The sequence below is a fragment of the Chitinophaga japonensis genome, assembly GCF_007830125.1.
In the GTDB taxonomy this organism is placed as follows: Bacteria; Bacteroidota; Bacteroidia; order Chitinophagales; family Chitinophagaceae; genus Chitinophaga; species Chitinophaga japonensis.
Genome location: NZ_VLLG01000003.1, coordinates 673,835 through 692,006, shown reverse-complemented (window position 1 = coordinate 692,006; position 18,172 = coordinate 673,835). Strand labels below are relative to the sequence as shown.

At 55.5% G+C, this 18,172-nt stretch carries 12 protein-coding genes; 5 read left to right on the top strand and 7 right to left on the bottom strand.

Annotated features, from left to right (window positions below; genetic code table 11):
* Positions 1-1,530, bottom strand: coding sequence for a RagB/SusD family nutrient uptake outer membrane protein (locus LX66_RS11830; RefSeq protein ID WP_145713448.1), 1,530 nt, complete (start codon positions 1,528-1,530; stop codon positions 1-3).
* Positions 1,531-1,550: 20 nt separating this feature from the next.
* Entirely contained in the window at positions 1,551-4,637 is a 3,087-nt protein-coding gene (locus LX66_RS11825; protein ID WP_145713445.1) for a SusC/RagA family TonB-linked outer membrane protein, read from the bottom strand.
* A gap of 403 nt (positions 4,638-5,040) precedes the next feature.
* Here LX66_RS11825 and LX66_RS11820 point away from each other — a divergent pair, with 403 nt between their 5' ends.
* The 5 genes from LX66_RS11820 to LX66_RS11800 all read left to right on the top strand — a co-directional run bounded on the left by LX66_RS11820 (position 5,041) and on the right by LX66_RS11800 (position 8,328).
* On the top strand, positions 5,041-5,340 hold the full coding sequence (locus LX66_RS11820; RefSeq protein WP_145713442.1) for a hypothetical protein: 300 nt from the start codon (positions 5,041-5,043) through the stop codon (positions 5,338-5,340).
* 94 nt (positions 5,341-5,434) lie between these two features.
* Positions 5,435-6,619, top strand: coding sequence for a FecR family protein (locus LX66_RS11815; protein WP_145713439.1), 1,185 nt, complete (start codon positions 5,435-5,437; stop codon positions 6,617-6,619).
* A 132-nt stretch (positions 6,620-6,751) separates the two neighbouring features.
* Complete coding sequence (locus tag LX66_RS11810) at positions 6,752-7,087, top strand: ArsR/SmtB family transcription factor (protein WP_145713436.1); 336 nt, start codon at positions 6,752-6,754, stop codon at positions 7,085-7,087.
* A 20-nt stretch (positions 7,088-7,107) separates the two neighbouring features.
* The gene (locus LX66_RS11805; protein WP_145713433.1) at positions 7,108-7,593 is read left to right on the top strand and encodes an SRPBCC domain-containing protein; all 486 of its coding nucleotides are present in this window, start codon (positions 7,108-7,110) and stop codon (positions 7,591-7,593) included.
* 192 nt (positions 7,594-7,785) lie between these two features.
* On the top strand, positions 7,786-8,328 hold the full coding sequence (locus LX66_RS11800; protein WP_145713430.1) for an RNA polymerase sigma factor: 543 nt from the start codon (positions 7,786-7,788) through the stop codon (positions 8,326-8,328).
* Here LX66_RS11800 and LX66_RS11795 read toward each other — a convergent pair.
* From LX66_RS11795 to LX66_RS11775, 5 genes are all read right to left on the bottom strand, one after another.
* On the bottom strand, positions 8,325-11,183 hold the full coding sequence (locus LX66_RS11795) for a glycosyl hydrolase (RefSeq protein WP_145713427.1): 2,859 nt from the start codon (positions 11,181-11,183) through the stop codon (positions 8,325-8,327). The two genes, LX66_RS11800 and LX66_RS11795, sit on opposite strands and share 4 nt — an antisense overlap.
* A gap of 61 nt (positions 11,184-11,244) precedes the next feature.
* A complete protein-coding gene (locus tag LX66_RS11790) occupies positions 11,245-12,726 on the bottom strand; it encodes a RagB/SusD family nutrient uptake outer membrane protein (protein ID WP_145713425.1) in 1,482 nt (493 codons plus the stop codon).
* Between the two features lie 103 nt (positions 12,727-12,829).
* Positions 12,830-16,198, bottom strand: coding sequence for a SusC/RagA family TonB-linked outer membrane protein (locus LX66_RS11785; RefSeq protein WP_145713422.1), 3,369 nt, complete (start codon positions 16,196-16,198; stop codon positions 12,830-12,832).
* Between the two features lie 130 nt (positions 16,199-16,328).
* Positions 16,329-17,462: a FecR family protein gene (locus LX66_RS11780; RefSeq protein ID WP_158642614.1), complete on the bottom strand. Its 1,134-nt coding sequence runs from the start codon at positions 17,460-17,462 to the stop codon at positions 16,329-16,331.
* A 96-nt stretch (positions 17,463-17,558) separates the two neighbouring features.
* Positions 17,559-18,107: an RNA polymerase sigma factor gene (locus LX66_RS11775; protein ID WP_158642613.1), complete on the bottom strand. Its 549-nt coding sequence runs from the start codon at positions 18,105-18,107 to the stop codon at positions 17,559-17,561.
* Positions 18,108-18,172 lie beyond the last annotated feature (65 nt).

The window sequence follows — 18,172 nt, the reverse complement described above, 5'->3', positions numbered from 1 at the left end:
TTACCAATTCGGGTTTTGTTCCATTTTAGGATTGGCGTCCATTTCTGCCTGCGGAATGGGGAACAGCTCGTGCTTTCTTAACACGAAAAATTCCCTGCCCACTTTATCGCTGTTCTTTATTTCCTGCTCCAGCAATCCCCAGCGGCGCAGATCATAGAAGCGCAGCCCTTCGCGACAGAATTCGATCATGCGCTGGTGCCGTATTTCCGCCATCATCTGGTCCTGCGTGTAGCCGGCCGGCAATGCGGCCAGGTGCGCCCGCTGGCGGATGCGGTTCACGGCAGGATATGCTTCTGCCGGGCGGGCCTGCATGGTCACAGCCTCTGCGTACATCAGCAGAATATCGGCAAAGCGCAGGGCGCGCTCGTTGATGCTGGAGCTGTAGTTGGCGCCGTTCTTGCCCTTGGTTTCGTCATTCTGGTTGTAATTCTGGTACTTCTTGAACCTGGATTTAAACCCGAACTCGGTGGGAAAGAAATCCGCAATGGGCCGGTTGTAAAAAGTACCTTCCTGCCCCTCCCATACCAGGGTGGCGTACATGCGCGGGTCCCAGTCATCGGCTACTGTTCTTTCTTTTTTGAACTCGTTCAGCACCTTGTCTGTAGGATAGGCTTCAAACCAGCCGGCCACTTCAGCAGGCGCAAACTCCTGCGCCGTAGTAACGCCCAGGGACTCATTGGCGCCGGAGGTCCAGGGATTGGGCCCCCCCACATCCTCTACCTGTATCTCGAACACGGACTCCCGGTTGTTCTCAAACTCCGCCGTAAAATTGTCCCCGAAGTTGGGCATGAGGTCATAGGCAAAAGGCGCCGTCATCAGTTGCGCAAAAGCGGCCTCCGCCTCCGCCCAGTCCTTGTGGTAAAGGTGGGCCTTGCCCAGGTATCCCAGGGCGGCCCCTCTGGTGGCCCGGCCCATCCAGGCTTCCGGGTAGGACACCGGCAGGCTGTCCGCAGCGGCGCTGAAGTCTGCAAAGACCTGCTGCCATACGGCTTCCTCCGGTGATTTGGGAAGATAGTACCCTTCCCTGTCAGGCGGCACTATGGTATGCAAGGGCACCTCCCCGAAATTGATCACCAGCAGGAAATAATTCAGCCCCCGCAGGAAACGCGCTTCCGCCGTGTAGGCGGACTTTTTGGCGGCATCCATCTCCACGTCTCCCACATTCTCAATGATCTGGTTAGCCCGGTAGATGGACTGGTAGCAGCCATTCCAGAAAGTGCTTACCGTACCGTTGTCCGGCGAGTTGGTGAAGGTGGAGAACTGGTACAGGGCCTTTACATCATTCCGTATAAAAAAATCATCCCCGCGGCCGTTGCTCATTTCCACACCGCGCACGCCCCAGTAGCCGGAGTTTACATTACGGAGCAGGTTATACGTAGCGCCCAGGGCGGAGAGCACATCATTCTCTGTTTGCCAGAAAGTTTCTTTCGGCACCTGGTTGGGATTGTTCAGGTCCAGGTTGTTTTTTGAGCAACTGAGCAGGATGCATACCAGTAACAACTGCACCAGCTTTATCTTGATATTGTTCATCGCAGTACTTTTTATTGTTATCAGAAACCTAACTGTATACCTACGGTGGCTGTTCTGGCCAGGGGGTATCCTACATGCCCGTAGTCCACGCCGCGGTCCAGTATGTTGCCGGTCCTGCCCAGGTCAGGGTTGTAGCCTTTGTAGCCGGTAATGGTAAACAGGTTGTCAAAGCTTACATAAGCGCGGAAAGAGCTGAGGCTGAGCTTTTGCATCACTGCGCCCGGGATGGTGTAACCTACCTGCAGGGACCGGAGGCGCAGGTAGGAGCCGTTTTCCAGGAAGCGGTCGGATACGCGGGTATTATAGTTCGGGTCATTGATCACGGCGCGGGGAAAGTCGGTATGATTTTCCGGCGTCCAGGCGTTGAGGGTGGCCTTGGAGTAGTTAAATTCCAGGTTCATGCCATCCAGGTCCATGCGCAGGCCATTGTATATTTTGTTGCCATAAGTGCCCTGGAAGAAAATGGTAAAGTCCAGGTTCTTCCATTGCCCGTTCAGGCCCAGCCCGTAGGTAAAGTCAGGAAAGGGGCTGCCGCAATACACTTTATCCGCATCGGATATCTGCCCGTCGCCGTTGGCATCCACAAAACGAATGTCACCCGGCTGGGCATTGGGCTGTATCAGGTTGCCATCCTTATCTACATGCGCCTGTACCTCTTCTGCAGAATTAAAGATGCCGTCTGTTTTCACCAGGTAGAAAGCGCCTACCTCCCCGCCCACCTTGGTGGTAGTGGTGGCGGAGCCGTGGTGGCTGGGTTGCCCGCCGGTAATGATCTGCCCGCCGGTGCCCAACTGCTCTACTTTATTGGATGCCGTGGCAATGGTGGCGGTAGCCTGCCAGGTAAAGTTATTTCCCTGGCCGTTGTAGCTCAGACCGGCTTCAAAACCGCTGTTGCGGATAATGCCCGCATTGACCACCGGGTTGCCAATAGCGCCGGCAGAACCGGGTATGGGCACTTCCAGCAGGATGTCTGTAGTGCGCTTGCGGTAATAGTCTGCACTAAGGGTCAGCTTGCTTTGCCACAGGCCAAGGTCCGTACCTATGTTAAAAGTGCTGGTGTTCTCCCACTTGATGTTGGGATCTACAAAAGACTGCTGTATGGCGCCAAACCATTTATGCTGATCGATGCCGGTTACATAGCTTAAGCCGGTAGCAATGGACTGCTGGTAGCGGTAGTCCCCTATCTCCTGGTTGCCCAGCACGCCGTAGCTGGCGCGCAGTTTCAACTGGTTGATGGTGGAGGCCAGCGGTGCAAAGAACGCTTCGTTGGCAATGTTCCATCCCAATGCGATGGAAGGGAAATTACCAAAGCGGTTGGCCGGGGCAAAGCGGGAAGAACCGTCGCGGCGGAAACTGGCCGTGAGCAGGTAACGGTTATCGTATGAATATACGACGCGGCCCAGCAGCGATATGAGGCGGCTCTCCGTCATATTGCCGCCGCTGTTGCGGGTGCCGGCGGCGGCATCCATCTGGTCGATGCCATCGGGCAGGTCCTGTGCGGAAGCGTAGGTATATTTATACCGGTTCTGCTGCCAGGCATACCCGGCCAGGGCCTGGATGCTATGCTTGCCGAAGGCGTTGCTGTAATTCAGCGTATTTTCCAGCATCAGGAAATGCGCCTCATTCCGCGTTTCAGTAAGGTTGTTCGTTTTTTGTGTAAAGAGGGTGCCCACCTGGTAACGGCGCTGGTAGTCGTAGCCATAGCCGCCGTTGTACGTATAGCCGAGGTTGATCTTGTAAGTAAGGCCCTTGATCAGCTCAGCCTGGGCGTATACATTCGTGATCACTTTATTGGAATCGCGCTTGATACTCTCCAGGTGCAGTTGCGCCATCGGGTTGGCCACGTTCACCACCGGGCCGTAAGCGCCGGCAAAGCCGCCGATGGCGGTAGGGTCATATACATCAAACACGGGGATCATCTTGGCGGCGGAACCTACCGGGTTGCCCCCCTGTCCGCCCCAGCCACCCGGCATATCTGTCCAGCGCTCCCGGGTCAGTATGGCGGTCTCCCCGAATGTAAAGCGGCCTTTGGTGGTTTCGGATTTTACGCGCAGGTTTACCCGGTTGTAGCCGGTCACCTGCACGATGCCGTCCTGGTTAAAATAGCCGCCGGACACGCTGTACACGCTGCCTTCCCTGCCGCCGCCAATGGACAGCTCATAGCTCTGTATAGGAGCGGTGCGGTAGATCTCATCCTGCCAGTCGGTGCCAGCGCCCAGTGAGTCGGGGTTGCGGGCAATCTGCAACCTGGCCTGCCCGGCCGCATCATGCGCGGCATTGCTTACGCGCGCCCATTCGGCAGCGTTCAGCACGTCCAGCTTTTTGGCCAACTGCTGTACGCCGTAGTATGCATTGAGCCGGATGGTGGTCCTGCCGGGCGTACCGGATTTGGTGGTGACCAGCACTACGCCATTGGCGGCACGGGAGCCGTAGATAGCCGCGGCAGAAGCATCCTTCAACACTTCTATAGAAGCAATGTCGTTGGGCGCCAGGTTATCGATGCCGGTTACCTGCACCCCGTCCACTATATACAAAGGCGTGTTGTTGTTGAGGGTGCCCACACCGCGGATCATTACCCGGGCCCCGGCGCCGGGGTTACCGCCGGCAGATTCTATCTGCACACCGGCTACCTTGCCCTGCAGGGCGCGCTGCACCGTGCTGGAGCCGGCCGTGGTCAGGTCCTCCGCCTTCACGGAGGCAACCGCGCCTGTAAGGTCCGATCTTTTAATAGTACCATAGCCTACCACTACCAGCTCTCCCAGCTTTTTCACGTCTTCCTGCAGCTTTACGGTAACGCTGGCGTTGCCCTCCAGCGGCACCTCTTTTGTTTCATAGCCCATAAAAGAAAATACGAGGGTAGCCGGGCTTTGATCAACGGCAAGCGTAAAACGCCCGGCAGCGTCTGTGACAGCGCCTTTGGACGTGCCTTTAAGGGATACGGTTACCCCCGGCAGCGACCTGCCGGCCATATCCTGCACCTGTCCGGTAACGGTACGCTCCTGCGCGTGCAGCCGCAGCACAGGCCATAAGCATAGCAACAGCAGGCAGAAACGTACACATGCTGCGGTATAATTGCAGCAAAGCAGCGGGTGGAATTTGTTTTTCATCCGTGAAACATTTAATTTTTTCGGTTCAGATGGAATATAGTACTAACATGCCTCCAGGCAAGCTACGCAGGGGCATGCGGTTCGTCTTCATAACGCATTAATAAACTGTCAACAGTACACGATCAAAAATAGGAGTAATGGACGCGAAAGGGAATAGGGAATCTTATGTTAAAAATGGACTATCTTATTAAAAGGCAGCATATGTGATTAACAAAAAAAATACGCGGATTAACATTCCTAGAATAATATTTTCCGTACTTTTAGTTAGTAGAGCGGCACAATTGCTTGTTACATAGCCACTAACGCTTCTGCCCTGAAAGTTAGATGCTCATCCCCCAACGAACTGCCCGGAAGCGGCTATTGAGACGTAAATGAAAAACCATATATCACAAATAAAGGAAGCATGAAACGAAAGGTCGTGCCACAGAATGACAAACAGTTATTACGCAGACTTAAAGCGGGAGACGCAGATGCACTGAATGATGTATACAAACAGTACCGTACCTGGCTGCTGTTAGTGGCGGCTACTTCCATGCCCGATATAGGCCCGGCGGCAGCCAAGGCAGCCGTAGAACAATTCTTTATTGATTGCTGGAACCATAATTTATTCAACAACGTAAATGTTCCGTTAAGGACCTTCCTGTTCGCGTCTTTTGCAGAGCGTTGCAAAAAGCAACGGGCAGCCGCACCGTTTGTTTCCTGAAATGATCCATACTGCAACACCATCATTATAAACGGTAGCACTATATTATACGGCTGCCATATCATCTGACTATCAAAGAAACACTATTGTAGTCGTGAAAACACAGCTCACACAACAACAGAAGGAATACATCTGGCAATTGATGTACGAAAAAATTGCCGGTATTATCCGTCCCAAAGACCTGCGGTACCTGGAGGCGCAGCTTAGCAGGGACGAGGACATGCGGGAGGCCTTCAATGCGCTGCAATATGCGCTCAGTGAAGAAGAAAACATGGACCTGGAACGGCTGCAGCATGACGAAGACTGGGGAGACCTGCTGGGCGTAATAAAGCCTCACCCGGCCACCCGCACCCCCTTCCTGGCGCGCACCCGTTTCGAAAAACCTGCCATCGCCGCCATGATAGCCGGACTGCTGGTGAGCAGCGCCGGTTATTATTATTTCTCCCAACGGAATGCGCCACCGCCGGCAACTCCCGCTGACGCCAGCCTGCCTGCGGCCCAAGCCGTTACACTGCAACTGGCAGACAACCGCAGCATTGCCCTTTCCGGGCAGCAGCAGACCACCATAGGCAAGGTGCAATTGTATCACACGGAGCAGGCCTTAACCTTTAGCGTGCAGGAAAATGCCGCCGTTCATGGCGGGCAGCATATTCTCAGCGTGCCCAATGCCAGGAATTATAAAGTAACGCTGGCCGACAGTACGGAAATATGGCTCAACGCAGCATCCCGCCTGCAGTTCCCCTTCCGCTTCAATGGCAACAGCCGGGAAATAACCCTGCTGAGCGGCGAAGCTTATGTAAAAGTAGCCGCCAATGCTTCCCAGCCTTTTATTATACACACCCCTCACAGCACGGTACAGGTACTGGGCACGGAATTCAACATCAATGCCTATGACCCCGGTGTGGTGAAGCTGGCCCTGGTAAAGGGCGCCGTAAGAGTGCAGTCAGGAGCGGCCAACCTGGTGGTAAAGCCAGGCATGGAAGCGGTATGCACCCCTGAAAAGGGATTATACGCACAACCCTTTGATGCCCGGGAAGCACTGGGTTGGAGAACGGGCAAACACTTCTTCGAACACACGCCCATGCCGGAAATATGCACCATCCTTACGCGCATGCTGGGCATTGCCGCCGTGATAGACAGCGGCTCCTCAGCCAGTACCCGGCACTTCAGCGGGATGATAGACAAGCACAAACCTGTCCGGGAATTTATGGAGGATGTGAAGAACACCACCGGCATTGACTACTATTTTGATCAGCAGGGCGTGCTGCACTTCCGGTAATCCCGGCCGCCTCCACTTACCTGTATTTCCGTCCTGCTTGTGCAGGTGGCTCCTTCTCCCTGTTTTTTGTAACCAAAAGGTTTCATTACTTTTGTACCGGGATTTTTCCTTATTCAAATCAAGATTTCATCAATGAGAAGGGATGTTTTTCAGGCGATAGCAGATCCGACAAGACGGGAGATCATTCACCTGCTGGCACGGCAGCCACTGAACCTGAACGCCGTTGCGGAAAATTTCGACATCAGCAGGCCGGCGGTATCCAAGCACATCAGGATACTAACGGAGTGCGGGCTGGTAGTGATCAAACAACAAGGACGGGAAAGATACTGTCGTGCAGAGCTGGGCAAACTGAAGGAAGTGGCGGAATGGACGGAGCAATACCGTTCTTTCTGGACCCAAAAGCTGGACGCCCTGGAGGATTTCCTGGCAAAGGAGCCTAAAGCAGCAACACACAAAAAGAAAAAATAATTCACTTAAAACTTTTTGTTATGACGGATCAAAAAAGAACACCCGCTGAAGAGCCTGTAGCTTCCTCCGGCATGCTGATCTATAAACCCGTGGAAGAAGTATTTGAAGCGCTGGTAAACCCGGACATTACTTCCATGTTCTGGTTCAGCAAGAGCAGCGGGCGGCTGGATACGGGCCGGCCGGTAGAGTGGACCTGGGAAGCCTACCACGTCAGTACAACGGTAACCCCTGTCGAAATTATACCCAACCAGTCCATTACTTTCCGTTGGGTGGCCGGTGATCTAGAAACAACGGTTTATATCACCTTTACATCCAAAAGCGCAGACGTTACCTTCGTAAGCGTGGATGAAAAAGGATGGAAGGCCGATGATCCCAACCTGGTGCAGCACATCGCCGGGCAAACGGAGGGCTGGGTACTGGTGCTCGTTTCCATGAAAGCATACCTGGAGCACGGCTGGCGCATCAAAGCAGTAGAGGCGAGGTTCCCGGAAGGATATGAAAACTAAAGACCGCCCGCCGGCGTTAACCCCAAGTTAATGGAAAACGAATTTCCTGTTTTTCCAAAACCGGCTATTTGTTTCTCCCGTATATCCTATTATCTGCCGTGATTTATTTTTCCGCTCTCTTTCCCCAACCATCACGTGACCTGTGATACGGCTTACATACTGTTCGTCAAATAACCCAATCATTTCTACCACATGAATGCAAATGACCAACTATTACTAGACAGGCTACAGTCCGGCGATGACAGCGCATTTGCCCAACTGTTCCGGCTATACCGCAGATGGCTGGTGTACGTAGCATTAACCGTGCTTGAAGATGAAACGGAAGCCCATGACACGGTACAGGATTTCTTCATGGATTGCTGGGAGCGGAAGCTGTTTACCAAGGTAAACGTTTCTTTAAAAAGCTTCCTTCACTGCGCCATCCGTAACCGCTGCCTCAACAAGCTCAGGAACGAGGCGCTCCGGAAAAGAAAGCTGCAGAAGCTGCTGCCCGGGGAGGAAACATTGCCCGGGCACGACATGGAAAAAAGCGAGCTCTGGGAGCACCTGATGATGGTGATCCATAAAGTGCCGCCCATGTCCGCCAAGGTGTTCCGGCTTACTTACGAATCCGGCATGAACCGTAAGGAAGTGGCGGCGCAACTGGGCATCAGCCCTTCTACGGTGAAGCATCAACTGGCGCGCTCGCTCAGGATCATCCGCGGCCTGCTGGAACCGGCGCAGCTATCCTGCTAACGCGCTGTTTCCACCACTACAGGGCCCAGCAAACCTGATTCCAGCAGGGACCAATCCGGCCGGATGGCGATATTGGTTTTAGTGAACCGCTTTTCTGCGGGCAGTTCCCTGTCGCCTACCAGGCGGTTGCGCCAGCTATTAATGACCTCTACCTCCAGCACGTTGGCGCCCTCGCGCAGTATACCGCTCACGGGTATACGGTAGGGTGGCGCCCATACTACGCCCAGGTCCTTACCGTTGAGCGTTACCCGGGCAATGCCTACATCGCTGACAGCACCCAGGTTGAGGTACAATGGCCGCTTAGCGCCGGCTGCTTCCGTGGTAAACTCCTTGTGGTACACCACGCTGCCGGAGTAATAGCGGATACCCGGCTCCGGCCTTTCCGTCCAGCTCACCAGTGACGGGAATTGCACGGAGGCGGGGCCGCCCCAGCGCTCGTCAAAATGCAGTTGCCAGGGGCCCTGCAGGGTATCTATCGTGCGGAACCCGGGGAAATTACTTTGCGCTGTTCCCTGCTGCGCAACCGGTGCAGGCTTGCGGAACACAATGAACCAGGAGCCGTAAGGCGTAAACGACACCGGCACCGTAGTAATGCCATTGGCCTGGGTGTAGGCCACGGCCGGGCGGGTGTGGCCCGTAACAGGGTCCCAGAATTCCGGCTGGCGCCCGCTTACGCGGAAGCTTACATTGGCCGTACAGGCCTGCGGCTGCCGGCTGCTGATAAAGTAATAATCCTCCTGGTTCCAACGGTGATGGATATATCCAAATGACAGGGTATCTGCGGCATCAAAACGGCAATCCGGGGATATGCCCTTTGCAGCCAGCCATTCCGCTGCCGTATATCCCCAGGCTACCTGCCCCTTCCCCACCGGCCGGCTGCCACGGGATGACGCGTTTGCCGGCCCGGCTGCTCCCCACAGGGCGACGGCCAGTTGCTGCAGCTCCTTTCCCGCTGCGGGGTATTGCTCCAGGCTTACGGAGCGCTGTGTGCGCGGCCCGATTACCGTTGCGCCATCGTTCACCAGTTGATGTACTTTCTTCAATGCGGCCAGCGACATAACAGCATGGTCCGGCAGCACCAGCACCCGGTAACGCATGCCATGCGGCAACGTGATCCCCCCCTGCTGCACCTGCAGGGCCATCAGGCGCTCTTCGTTAATCACGTCATAATCAAAGCCAGGTAAGGCGCCGGCCGGGTCGTCCTCTTTCAGCCGTACAATGTTGGGCACATGATCGCCATAGTAGTATAACACATCCGCCACAAAACGTCCTTCCTGCATCATGTACTGGCAGCGGGCCATATAGCGGAAGAAAGCATCCGCATATTTCCACCAGGTGATGTTGGGATTGAGGTGCGTGCCGGCAAAATACTCCTGCCCCGGTATGCCCATGGCTGCAGGGGAACTGGTAAAGGTATGCAGCAGGGTGAGATTCAGCCCGGCGCACAGCTCATGGTCAAAGCTGGGCTTCATATGCTCCCAGATCACATCATTCCAGTGCCGGCCAATGGTGGTAAAGGCTTCTGCGCCCACCAGCTTTTTATTATAAATGTGCGCGGCGCTGGCGGCCTGCTTTACAAAAAAACGGTTCTCCGGCCGCGGCCGGTGCGGGGAAGGCGACCAGAACTCGCCCATCATGATCTCACTGAAGCCCAGGTTCTTCAACCCGTCAAAGGGGCCGGCATGCGGGCCGGCGGATTCCGGCTGTATGCCCATGCCGTAAGCGGCCGCTTTTTCGCGGAACACTTTATAGTGATTGTCTGCAATACAATCGCTAATGGTCTTGCGCAGGTCTGCCAGGAAGCGGTTGCAGGCATCCCTGCTGTCCACCACCTTGCCGGCCACTACAGGCAGGTAGGGCAGCAGGTCATAGCCTCTCCTGCTACGGAACTCCCGGCGGAAATCTTCCGTCCAGTTAATGCCGCCCAACTCCCAGCTATCCGTTTGCAGGTACCGCAACGTGGTGCCTGCATCCGGTCCTATGCTTTCAAGCAGGGGTTTTACATGCGTGTTCCAGTAGCGGGTAAAGTGCGCACGGCTCATATAGTCGATCACCAGTCCCTGCCACTGCCCGCTGGAGGTGGAAATAGCGGAGCCGTTCAGGGTATAGCCAAAGCGCATTACCACCCATTTGCCCGGCGGCGCCTTCCAGCGCAGGGTACCGCTGCTATCCATGTAGCGGGTAATGTCCTGCACATTGCTGTGCTGCGTGTGTACATGGCCGTTATCCGTAGTATCGCCGTTCAGCAGGTAGCGGGTATCCGTAGCGGAGCCACCCACTTCATCAAAGGCCGCCTTCTGCCGGAGGTGCGCTATGGGCTGAATGCCCGCGGTATCCCGGTAAGGAAAGGCCAGCACCGCGATGTCCCGGTAAAAATGCTGCAGGGCAGGCGGCAGCGGCAATGTTTGCGCGCCGTTACCACCACCTGTGATGATCTGCTCCGACCAGGTAAGGCGCTTGGCGGCCTCCTGCGGCTGTACGTCCGGCGCACCCAGGTTCCAGCCGCTCTGTATATTGAGGCTTAGCACCAGCCCCAGGCGGCGGGCTTCCTTCACGGCGTAACGGAACAGCTCCTGCCAGGCCGGGGTGCCAAACATCGGCCCTTCCGGCACGGAGCCATTACCCCGCTGGTCCTGCCCGCCGGCATCAAAAATACAGGCGCCGCTGAAGCCTTTTGCCTTCATGGCTTCCAGGTCGCGGGTAATGGATTGTTTGGTAACATTCCCGTTGAGCCACCACCACCAGCAGCGGATGCCATAGGCAGCCGGCGGCTGCCGGAAAACGGCTTCGGAAAGCCCGCTGGTGTCTGCAGGTTGCTGCCGGCCGGCGGCGGACAGTAAAAAAGGTTGCGCCATTAAAACCAGGCCACAGAAAAATCTTTTGAAGTGTGTCAATACCATGCTTATTGTTGCTGTCTTAATTAGTCAATTGCACTTCCCTTCTCGGGTACTGGTAAGTGAGCCGGATGCTGCTGTAGGCAGCGGGCACCAGGTAGCTCTTTAAACTTTTCTCCTCTGTTGCGTGCGCCTGCATCAGGGTTTCCGCCCGGCCGGTGCGCAGCAGGTCAAACCAGCGATGGTTCTCAAAGGCCAGCTCCACCCTGCGCTCCTGCCATACCGCCTGCCGGAATGCCTCCTGTGTGCTGAGGTCCAGCGCAGGGTCCGGGTTACCGGCCGTTTTAGGCTGCAGCCCGGCCCGCTGCCGCACCCGGTTCAGTAGCGTGTAAGCTTCCCCGTTGGCTGCGAAACCGGCCTCATTCAGGCACTCGGCCAGCATCAGCAGCACATCTGCAAAGCGGTATACCGGGAAGTTGCTGGCAGTCTGGTAACGCAGGGCATGCGGCGTATTGTACTTGATCACATAGGGCACCACCTGGCCCGTATTGGGATCGGTGAATGACAGGCTGATGGAGGCCGCCTGCCGCTCATCGCCTGCTTCGTAGGCGTCCAGCATGTCCTGCGTGGGAATATTCCAGCCGGAACCGGAGCCGGCATACAGTCCAAAACCGGTAACAGCAGTACCGGCATTGTACGGCGCAAACTGGTAGATAAAATCGCTGTATTCATTCGAGGAGCCTTCCATGTACTGGATCTCGAAAACAGATTCCCTGCTGTTCTTGTTGGCCAATGTATACAAAGCGGCATAGTCCGGCAGCAGGTCATACCCGGCAGGGGACTGCATCACGGCCCGCAACAGGGGTATGGCCTGGTCATACTGTTTCAGCGTCAGGTGCACGTCCGCCAGCAGGGTCTGTGCGGCGGCCTTTACTGCTCTCCCTTTGTCTGCTGCATCGGTCCAGGTATCCGGCAGGTTATCAATGGCTGTCTGCACGTCTGTCATGATCTGTGTATAGATATCCGCTGCCGGCCGGCGTTCTGCAATGCTGAAAGCGCCGGTAGTGGAGGTCACTTCGTGCGTTACCAGGGGAATGTCCCCAAAGCAGCGCACCAGGTTAAAATAGTAAAAAGCGCGCAAAAAAGCAGCCTGCCCCGTCACCTGCTGCTTCACCTGCGCGTCGATCGCGGCGCCCTCCAGGTGGTCCAGCACGGTATTGCAGCGGGAAATGCCGTTATAGCAATAGTTAAAATACGTGTATACATAGCTATTATCATCCTGTTCGCGGAACTCGTCCAGCTCTTCTTTCGGGAAACCGGAAGCGTCGCCGGTGTTCTTCTGGTAGGAAGTATTGTCCGAGCGCATTTCCGTCAGCGCCCAGTGGCTGCCGGTGTACAGTCCCTGCAGGGGCCCGTAGGCGCCGTTCACTGCCTGCTCAAACTGCTCGGCCGTTTTGAAATAGTCGCCCTCATTCTGGAAATGTTCCGGGGAAATATCCAGGAAGCTCTTGCCACAGGCGGCGAGCAGCAGGCATATGGGCCATATGTATCTGAACTGTTTCATCCGAATAATTTTTATTTTTTAAGGTCGGATGGAACCGGCCGGAACAGGTTTTTGTGAAATAAATGTTGCCTGTAGCCGGTTGCATCTGCGTACTTTTTGGTAGTTATAATTGCAGGTTGGCTCCCAGCGTAAAAGTGGCGGGCACCGGGTAGCCGGTGTAGTTCACGCCGGGCGCCAGGGAGTTGCTGCCATTCACATTCACCTCCGGGTTACCGCGGTAGGAAGAAAATATCCAGGCGTTCTGCGCGCTGAAATACACTCTTACATTGTTCACCGCCTTCAGTTTGAAACTGTAGCCCAGTGTCACATTGCGGATCGCCACGTAGGAGGCGTCCTTTACCCAAAGGGAGTTGATCTCCCGCGCCAGCGGCGTACTGGCCACCGTGGTGGGCAGCAGCCCGTTGCCCGGCTGCTCCGGCGAGCGCCAGCGGTGCTTTACATCGGCTTCCACATTGAACACACCGTCCAGGTTGGTGGTGAACCTTTTGTACAGGTCCAGCACCTTGGCGCCCTGTGAGCCATTGATCAATATGGACAGGTCGAAGTTGCGGTAATTAAAGCGGTTGGTCAGGCCCCAGGTAAAGTCCGGGTAAGGATTCCCCATGATGGTCTTGTCCGCGCTGGTAATATTGCCGTCGCCATTCACATCGCGGTACTTTACGGTGCCGGCTACCTGGCCGGCCTGGTGCGGCGACCGCTCCACTTCCTCCTGCGACTGGAAAATACCTTCAAAGATGTAGCCGTAGAACAGGCCCATGGGCTGACCTACTACGGAAATATTGGTGCTTTCGCTGCCGGATATGATCTGCGCCTTGTTGCCCAGGTTCTGTATACGGTTCCGGTTAAACGAAATATTCAGATCGGTGCTCCAGCGGAACGCTTTGGTGAAGTTGTGCGTGCTGAGCGAAAACTCCCAGCCATGGTTACGTACTTCGCCAATATTGGCAATACCGCTCTGGAAGCCCGATACGCTGGGCACATCAATGGTCTGCAGCATGTCCCGGGTATCGCGTACATAATACTCCCCTATAAAATAGATACGGCCTTTTAACAGCGAGAGGTCAATGCCGATGTCCATCTGCCGGGATGATTCCCAGCCCAGGTCCGGGTTGGCAAGCGCATTCACCCGGATGCCGCTGGCCAGCCCGCTGCCGAATACATAGTTGGTGTTATTGAGAAAATTGCCGCCGTTGTCTATCACCACCCCGGGCAGGTAGGTGTAGTTGCCGATATTGTTGTTACCGGCCAGGCCATAGCTGCCCCTTAGTTTCAGATCGTCGATAAGGCCGGTGGCCGGGAAGAACGGTTCTTCCGAAATACGCCATCCAAGCGATGCGGAAGGAAAATTGCCCCAGCGGTTGTTGGCGCCAAAACGGGAGGATCCGTCGCGGCGGAACACCAGGCTGGCCAGGTAGCGGTCCTTGAATTCGTAATTGATGCGGCCCAGGTAGGACAGTTGCCGCCATTCCTGCACGGTGGTTTGCCCGGTAATAACGGCGGCGGCATTCAGGGTGCGTACATTATCGTCCGGGTACTGGGAGCCGTTGAAATTGCCGTACTCCGCTCTCTCCTGCTGGGCGGTATATCCCAGCAGCAGGGAGAAGTTGTGCGCGCCCCATTGCTTGTCCCAGGTCAGCGTATTCTCGTTCAACAGGTTGAGCAGGTTGGTGGTATTATACGCGCCGGTAGCGGGCTGCGGCGGCGGACTGCGGAAGCCGCCCACATAGGAAGGCACAAAAATATTCTGCTTGTCGTTGCTGTAGTCAATATTGAGGCTGGATTTGAAATGCAGGCCGGGAATGATCTCCCAGTCCGCATATACGTTGGTGAGCGCACGCACGCTGTTCACCTTGTTGGTGGTGTTCTCCAGCATGTTCACCGGGTTGGCGTTGGCAAAGGCATCCGGCGAAGATACCGTGGGCGTAAAGGAGCCGTCCGGCTGCCTTACCGGCGGCAGGGGGCTGTTGAGCAACGCCTGCGTGAGAATGGCGCTGTTAAAGTGACCTTCTGTTTCGCCCAGGTTGCGGATGTTGTAGGTAGGCGAAAAGTTCAATCCCACCAGGATGTTCTTCCTTACGTTCCCCTCAATGTTGGCGCGGAAGGAATAGCGCTGGAAAGCGGTGTTGCGTACGATACCCTGCTGGTTAAAATAACCGCCGGACAGCAGTACGCGCAGGTCTTCCGTGCCTTTGCTCCAGGTAAGGTTGTAGCTCTGTATAGGCGCAGCCCGTGTCATGGCGTCGTACCAGTTGGTGCCGGCGCCCAGGGAATCGGGGTTGCGGTATTCCGCCGGCACGGATGCAGGGTCAAAGGGCTGGCCGGTAAAGGCCGCCATGTCCTGCCGGTGCTCGGTGCGCCATTGCGCATATTCCGCGGCGGTCATCATCTTTACGCGGTTCCGCTTGTACTCCTGCTGTATGCCGGTGTATACGTCCACTTCCAGGCGGGAGGCTCCGGCCTTTGCTTTTTTGGTGGTGATCAGTATCACGCCGTTGGCGCCCCTGGAACCGTAGATGGCTGCAGCCGCGGCATCCTTCAGCACCGTAATGGATTCAATGTCATTGGGACTGAACAGGCTGAGCGGGTTGGAGTACCTATTGTAATTGGTCGTGATGGGAAAGCCGTCTATCACATACAGCGGATCATCGCCCGCGCCAATGGAGCCGGCGCCGCGGATGCGCACCACCGGGCTGCCGCCGGGCGTGCCCGTTACCTGCATTACCTGCACGCCGGCCACCTGCCCGGTCAACTTCTGGTCCACGCTGGTTACCGGCAGGTCTTTGATGGCTTCCGCCTTGATAGTGGACACGGCCCCGGTCACGTTACGCCGGGTCTGCTTGCCATAGCCTACCACGATCACGTCCTGCAGGGATTGGGAGGCCGTCTTTAAGCGTATATCCATGGCCGTTCTGCCGGATACCGGTAGCTCCTGTGTTTCATACCCGATAAAGCTCACTACCAGCACGGCGGCGCTATCGGCCACCTGCAAGCGGAATCTCCCTTCCGGGCTTGTGACCGTGCCGTTGGCGGCATTGCCTTTTACCACCACTGTTACACCCGGCACGGGGTTGCCCTGTTCGTCCCTCACCGTGCCGGTGACCACCTTTTCCTGGAAGAGGGAGAGGCTGCGCGCGGCAGTGTCCAGCGCATACAGCAGTATGCGGTCCTCTATCACCTTAAAGCCAATGGCCATGGGCTTCAGCATTTTGTCCAGCAATACGCCCAGCTTTTCGTTATTGGCCGAAAGCGCCATTTTCCGGTCGGTGCGTATCACTTCCGGGCTGTACAGGAAACGGATGCCCGTTTGCCGCTGCAGCATGGTGATAATGGCGGATATTTCGGCTGATTGTACGGTAATGGTGACCCTTTTATCCAGCAGGTCCTGCGTGGCTGCCCTCCCGGCATATACGGAACAGGCAAAAAACATGACCAATGTGGATAGTATCACTGTGATCCTGATCAGCAGTTTCATAACATGAAAGTTTGTTCGTTAAGTAAAAGGATACTGTGGGCAGCGTGCGCATCGCTGCCGGCGTATAGCCACACCGGTGGAATTGGTTGTAATCAACTATCTATTCATAACACGGAATTTATTTTCTTGCTTATACGGAGCATCCGTTGCCCCGGATCAATATTTTTGTTCCCCTGATCTCATAGGTGGCATGCAATACCTGGCAGATCACCTCCATTCTTGCGTTGAAATCCATATTGGAAATGTCCCCCGAAAAATGACAATTATTGATGCGCTCATTCTCTACTTCTATCTCTATCCCATACACCTGCTCAAAGGCCTGCAGCACTTCTGGCAGCGGCGCCGTGTTGAACACAAAGCGCTCCGCAACGGCTGCGGGTGCATCTTTTACAAGCGCCGTATCAGGCGCCGGGGCTGTTGCCAGGGGCAGGGGATGCTCTACCAGCAGGGCTTCAAACTGCCGGCTGTCCTCGGAATACAGCACTTTCTGGTTGGGCGTAAGTATCACGCCATTGCTGCCGGCTGCGCCGTGCTGCCGGTTGCCGGCGGGCGCCTGCTCATACACCTCCACTTTGCCGCTGCGCACCGTTACTTCCACCTGCTTTTTCCGTTGGTCTGCGCGGATATTAAAGCTGGTGCCCAGCACATGCGTGACCAGGTTATTATAGTACACATAAAAAGGACGGTCGGGATCGTGGCTGACCTCAAAGAAGGCTTCCCCCTGCAGGTAAACCTCTCTTTTACCGGGCGTAAACCGGCGGGGATATAACAGCCGCGCGCCCTGCTGCAGGGTAACGATGCTATTGTCCGCCAATTGTATCTTCAGCGGAGCGGTACCCCTGTTCTCCTTTTCCTGCAGTGCATCTGCGGCGGCCAGTTTTGCCGGCCCCTGCTTTGAAAGGTAATACCGGCTATGAAAGAACAGCCCTGTTGCGAGCAGTACGCCCAGCAGGATACCGGCTGCGGCAAACAGCCGTGTGAGGCGGCTTTGCGTGGTGCGCACGGGCGCAACGGCTTCCTGTTCCTCCCCGGCTGACAAGGCCTGCTGCAGGCGCTCCATTTCCTGCTGAAACTCCTCTTCCGGCAACTGCAGGGCAGCAAAACTGATCAGTTGATCCGCGCTGATGATCACATCCAGCTTTTCAGGATGATTGCGGATCCAGTTCTGCCAGAAGAACACGTCTACCGGGTCCAGCTTAAAGTAGTACCGCAGGTAGGATTCATTGGCCGCAAAATCTTCCGGTTCATATAATGAGTAGTCCATACAGCGCCGTTGTATAATACTAAGTGCCGCCGTAATGCCCATTTTTACTATGAAATACTTATAAAAATTTTGGAGTTATGCTTAATTAACTGGTAATTAAATGATAAAGAGCAGCTTCAGGTATTTACGCAGGATCTTCAGGGAGTCATACACCTGGTTATAAACGGTACGGGTGGTAGTAGTGGTGAGCCTGGATATTTCTTCGTAGCTGCGGTTCTCAAAAAATTTCATGCGGATGATCTCTACCTGGCGCTGCGTAAGCTGCTGCATGGCCCGTCGCACCTTTTCCGCTATCTCCTGTTTTGACTGCAGGCGGATCAGCAATTCCTCGTAAGGATATTCCATTTCCTTTACCCGGGTTTCCGGGTCAGCTACGGTAGGGTGCCGCTGCAGCTTTTCCGCTTCCTTCCATATTTTTCTTTTGAGGCGGGTTTTGAGGTAGGCGGCCACATGCTCCACCGGCGGCAGTTGCTGACGGCTATGCCATATCTCCAGGAACAGCTCATGGATACAGTCCTTTACCAGATCTTTATCGGCACAGCGGCGGAACCCGTCTGCAAACAGCAACTGGTAGCAGGCCTTGTACACGGCGGTAAAAGCTGCCTGGTCATTGTTCCTTATGGCGCTCCAAAGTTGATCTTCCACGGGCGTAGCATTATGTGGGAATAGTGGAATTTAATCAATGGAGCGCAGCCAACTGTCCTATACTG

Coding starts and splice junctions, on each gene's coding strand:
- LX66_RS11830 (WP_145713448.1), bottom strand. CDS start 1,530: ATGAACAATATCAAGATAAAGCTGGTGCAGTTGTTACTGGTATGCATC.
- LX66_RS11825 (WP_145713445.1), bottom strand. CDS start 4,637: ATGAAAAACAAATTCCACCCGCTGCTTTGCTGCAATTATACCGCAGCA.
- LX66_RS11820 (WP_145713442.1), top strand. CDS start 5,041: ATGAAACGAAAGGTCGTGCCACAGAATGACAAACAGTTATTACGCAGA.
- LX66_RS11810 (WP_145713436.1), top strand. CDS start 6,752: ATGAGAAGGGATGTTTTTCAGGCGATAGCAGATCCGACAAGACGGGAG.
- LX66_RS11805 (WP_145713433.1), top strand. CDS start 7,108: ATGACGGATCAAAAAAGAACACCCGCTGAAGAGCCTGTAGCTTCCTCC.
- LX66_RS11800 (WP_145713430.1), top strand. CDS start 7,786: ATGAATGCAAATGACCAACTATTACTAGACAGGCTACAGTCCGGCGAT.
- LX66_RS11795 (WP_145713427.1), bottom strand. CDS start 11,183: ATGGCGCAACCTTTTTTACTGTCCGCCGCCGGCCGGCAGCAACCTGCA.
- LX66_RS11790 (WP_145713425.1), bottom strand. CDS start 12,726: ATGAAACAGTTCAGATACATATGGCCCATATGCCTGCTGCTCGCCGCC.
- LX66_RS11785 (WP_145713422.1), bottom strand. CDS start 16,198: ATGAAACTGCTGATCAGGATCACAGTGATACTATCCACATTGGTCATG.
- LX66_RS11780 (WP_158642614.1), bottom strand. CDS start 17,462: ATGGACTACTCATTATATGAACCGGAAGATTTTGCGGCCAATGAATCC.